Source organism: Dysgonomonas sp. Marseille-P4677 (assembly GCF_016652235.1).
Lineage (GTDB): Bacteria > Bacteroidota > Bacteroidia > Bacteroidales > Dysgonomonadaceae > Dysgonomonas.
Window position 1 is genome coordinate 1 of record NZ_JAEPKU010000212.1, and the last position, 3619, is coordinate 3619.

Here is a 3619-nt window from a genome sequence, read left to right on the forward strand (position 1 = left end):
ATCTAATATAATCATTTCTTATTCAGTCACAAGTTCTTCTACCTCTCTGCATAAATCAAGCATAGGATCATTCTCTGGATACAAGAGATTTTTGGGTATGCCATTAAAATCTTTACCCCAAAAAGAATTATCATTAGGTATCTCAAATTTAGCAATAAGTCTGTTATTGAAGTCCAGTTCCCCCTTCACATCATAATTATCGGAAATACCGTCAGTTCCGACTAAATATCCCTCTTGAAAATATGGGCGAAATGCAGTAGGAGGACAAATACTAAGCAAGCGAATATTTATGATATCATGCTCTGAGTTTATACTGATCCTATTGGTGAGATAAGGCAAACCAAATATAAAAATATAAGCTCGGTTTGTAGTATTATTTAATGTAGCGAACGAACATGCAACTCTTAAAGAATGTGTAAAATCGAGATATGGTGTCGGACAAACCTCATAATGCTGAAGAATACTCCACTGTATGTATTTTCTTTTTTTTATCTCTTTATATCCTTCTATTTTTCGAATTTCAGCCAAACTAGCCAGCATTGCTCCCATCGCTTTCAATTTACGGTAACGTTCACTCAAATCCTTCCTAGATAAATAGTCGCCTCGATAGATAGTCGGATAAAAAGATGATACCCCAGCCTTATTTCTATAGTCACTGGTCTGTCCACGATAGAATAGTAAGTGATCTTTATTTTTAAATGATAAGCCGGCCACTAATTCAACTAGCTGCCTAAATGTTTCTACCCTATATGCAGGTTTCTCTCCTAACCTCTCATGGCGGGGATTTCCAAAATAGTCAAACAATTCTGCAGTTAGATCCGGTGTTATTTTTCTCATAATATGAATTCTAGTATTATCAAGGACTATTATTTTCTCCCAAAATCGGCAGGAATCTCACCCCATTCATCAGTTTTCCATTTAATGATTTGTGTTGTGTAAGTATTTTCTCTAAGCCACTTCTCGGCACGTTCTATCATATAAAATAATGAGGTATTCTCTGGTAATCTTTCTAATTTGGTCTTACATTTCTTCTCTTTAACCCATTTTATAGCATTTACACTATCTGAATAAATTGGTATATTGAAGTTCTTTTGTTTCAAAAGGGCCAATCCATGTACGATAGCTAAAAACTCTCCTATATTATTTGTACCCATTTCAAAGGGACCTTGATGAAATATTTGTTCACCGGTCTTTACATATACTCCTCTATATTCCAGCATCCCGGGATTACCACTACATGCTGCATCCACCGATAAACTATCTTTTATAATATCAGGAATATTCTGTATAGGTACTTTCTTCTTTTTCTCTGCATTTTTACCTACATATAACCATGGACTGTCATTAAATGCTTTTTGTGCTTCCTTCTCATTTAGAAAAGATTTATAAATCGCCCCCTCATAACCTTCGACCTGAGCTTTAGCCTCATTCCAATTAGAATATACACCAGGCTTTACTCCATTCCATACTACATAAAAATTCTTTTTTGCCACTTATCCTTGTATTATCGTAATAGATATTAATTAAGTGATACAAATTAACGAATAAAGTAGTAAAGTAAGAAACAATTATCAGTAGTAAAGTAAGAAACAATTATCAATATTAAGGGAAGTAACGAGTTATTCACCGGTAGTTTATATAAATAGGCTAACGCCTATCATAAAAATAATTAATTATTGATGTAAGAATAATATATTTTTAACATCATTAATGCTATTTCACTGGATATAAAATTGCACTTTTGCAAAGTGAACGATCATTCACTTTTAAATAAGTAGTATTAAATGAAATATAGTAGAGAATTTATAATAAGAAGAGCATTCGACGTATTTATGAACAATGGATACGATAGCACCTCAATTACCATATTGCAGAAAGAACTGAATATGTCTCGTGGGGCTATGTATCGTTACTTCAAGAATAAAGAGGATTTATTCATTGCTGTAATAGATGAATATTTTTTTAAGCTTTATAATAGAATACTCGAAAACCTAGGAAATGATTTAACTGTACCTCAATTATTAGATAAATTGCATAGGCGTAATAAACTTATTGCTAATGCATTTACCCGTGTAGGAATAACCCATACCGTTTTTCTCAATTATACAGCTTTAGTCATACAAGCAGCCAAACATTACCCCAATTTTCTTATTCGTTTTCAAGAAATAAATTCTCGTTTACTAATGCTATGGAAAAGCGCATTATTAAAAAGCATTGAGATGAAACAAATACAGGAAAATATTGATGTTGACATCATGAGCGTCATCTTTAACAATATTAATACAAAAGAATCTTCAAACAACGATTGTGACGAATCTAAGTTTGTAATAAATGTATTACGAGAAATAGAGAGAAAGAGACAAATAATGGATTATTTATACAATCTGATAAGAATATAATTTTTTAATAAAAAATGAACGTCTGTTCACAATAAAAGGCACGATTATTGCACACATTGAATTAACGATTTAGACATATAAAAGTTTCCACAATGAAGAAGATAATAGCAATCCTCACTCAAAAAAACTCTTTAAGCAAAGGAATACAAAAAGATACTACAGTAAATCTGTTTGAGATAGAAAACAATAATGTAAAAGGAGTAGAAAGCATTGAATTAGAAAATACCAGTCATAATTATTTCTCTTTACTTATGGCATTAAAACGAGTCGGTACAATATATGCCGATACAATAAATTCAGATCTACGTAAGTTATTAAAAACGATTAGTATTAATATCAAATGTAAAAATGATATAGAAAATGATGAATTCATCAATCAGTTTATTTTTGATTGATATTAGATAAGTACTATTTAAATAATATTAAAAACGGGGGATCATACATCTGATAAGAAATTATGACTAAAATTTATTCAACATTATTATTACTGATAATATCTGTTTCCTTAGTCGCACAAGAAGATATTATACTAATGAATAATGATACTATCCGTCAACAATATGATGAAGCAATGCAAGATCCCAGAATTTTCAAGCCAAGACACTTTGAAATGACTGAGAATGAAGCTATAAAGCTAGCAGATCGCTTGCCTTCATTTGCCGTATATCGCGACACGTATTTTGTTACAGGAATTCCACTTAATGAGGAAATTACAAATAAATCTGCTGATGCCAGTTTTCAAGTAAGTATTAGACAACGCCTGACAAAAAGTGTACTGCCATTCAAAACTTTTGCATATTTGACATATACTCAAAAATCCTTTTGGGATATTTATGGTGAATCCAGTCCTTTTAGAGATACAAACTATAATCCGGGATTAGGACTGGGAAAATATATATTTCACAATAAAAAATTAGTTGGTGCCGCTTTTGCACAAATTAAACATGAATCGAATGGGAAAGATGGAGAAGATTCTCGCAGCTGGAATTATCTTAGCTTATCAATGAAGTACTACTTTAATGCACGCTTCAATTTATCCGGCGAATTTTGGATTCCTTATGTTGATGGTGATAATAATCAAGATTTATTAGATTATAAAGGACTAGGTTTTATATCAATTAATTATGTAAGCTATAAGCATAAGTGGTGGTTATCTGCAGAGGTAAATCCAAGAAAAGGTTTTGGAAATATAAATACCGTTTTGACAGCAAGTTATAGAA

At 31.5% G+C, this 3619-nt stretch carries 5 protein-coding genes; 3 read left to right on the top strand and 2 right to left on the bottom strand.

The genetic code is table 11. The features are described from left to right. Positions 1-18 precede the first annotated feature (18 nt). Complete coding sequence (locus JGH11_RS19285; protein ID WP_201114517.1) at positions 19-837, bottom strand: FRG domain-containing protein; 819 nt, start codon at positions 835-837, stop codon at positions 19-21. Between the two features lie 29 nt (positions 838-866). Then, positions 867-1493, bottom strand: coding sequence for a ribonuclease H family protein (locus tag JGH11_RS19290; protein ID WP_201114518.1), 627 nt, complete (start codon positions 1491-1493; stop codon positions 867-869). 291 nt (positions 1494-1784) lie between these two features. Here JGH11_RS19290 and JGH11_RS19295 point away from each other — a divergent pair, with 291 nt between their 5' ends. From JGH11_RS19295 to JGH11_RS19305, 3 genes are all read left to right on the top strand, one after another. After that, positions 1785-2399, top strand: coding sequence for a TetR/AcrR family transcriptional regulator (locus JGH11_RS19295; protein WP_201114519.1), 615 nt, complete (start codon positions 1785-1787; stop codon positions 2397-2399). Between the two features lie 92 nt (positions 2400-2491). Further along, complete coding sequence (locus JGH11_RS19300) at positions 2492-2794, top strand: hypothetical protein (protein ID WP_201114520.1); 303 nt, start codon at positions 2492-2494, stop codon at positions 2792-2794. Between the two features lie 62 nt (positions 2795-2856). Continuing rightward, the coding region (locus tag JGH11_RS19305; protein WP_201114521.1) for a phospholipase A at positions 2857-3619 on the top strand (763 nt) is incomplete at its 3' end.

Excerpts from the sequence above, each read along its gene's own strand:
- JGH11_RS19285 (WP_201114517.1), bottom strand. The coding sequence starts at position 837 with ATGAGAAAAATAACACCGGATCTAACTGCAGAATTGTTTGACTATTTT.
- JGH11_RS19295 (WP_201114519.1), top strand. The coding sequence starts at position 1,785 with ATGAAATATAGTAGAGAATTTATAATAAGAAGAGCATTCGACGTATTT.
- JGH11_RS19300 (WP_201114520.1), top strand. The coding sequence starts at position 2,492 with ATGAAGAAGATAATAGCAATCCTCACTCAAAAAAACTCTTTAAGCAAA.